Origin of the sequence: Frankia umida (genome assembly GCF_023242945.1) — a bacterium.
In the GTDB taxonomy this organism is placed as follows: Bacteria; Actinomycetota; Actinomycetes; order Frankiales; family Frankiaceae; genus Frankia; species Frankia umida.
In genome coordinates, this window is record NZ_JALKFT010000150.1 from 1 (window position 1) to 233 (window position 233).

A 233-nucleotide genomic window follows, 5' to 3' on the forward strand; every position below is an offset into this window, starting at 1 on the left:
TGTACAACCTGTTCATCAACAGCGTCGACCTGCACGAGCTGTTCGTCGGCGCGCACACCGACTACCCGCTCGTGCGCAACACGTTCGGCGGCTCGGACCTGATCATTTTCTATCGCGACCTGATCCGCAAGGCCGCAGCCGATCTCGAGGAGGTCGGCCTCGCGGTGCTCGAAAACCGCGCGCCGCATTCGCACATCAGCGTGAAGGCCGAGCTGCGCGCGATCGAGTACGAG

At 63.5% G+C, this 233-nt stretch carries 1 protein-coding gene; it reads left to right on the top strand.

The features are described 5' to 3' along the window. The coding region (locus MXD59_RS26175) for an FUSC family membrane protein (protein WP_248827228.1) at nucleotides 1-233 on the top strand (233 nt) is incomplete at both ends.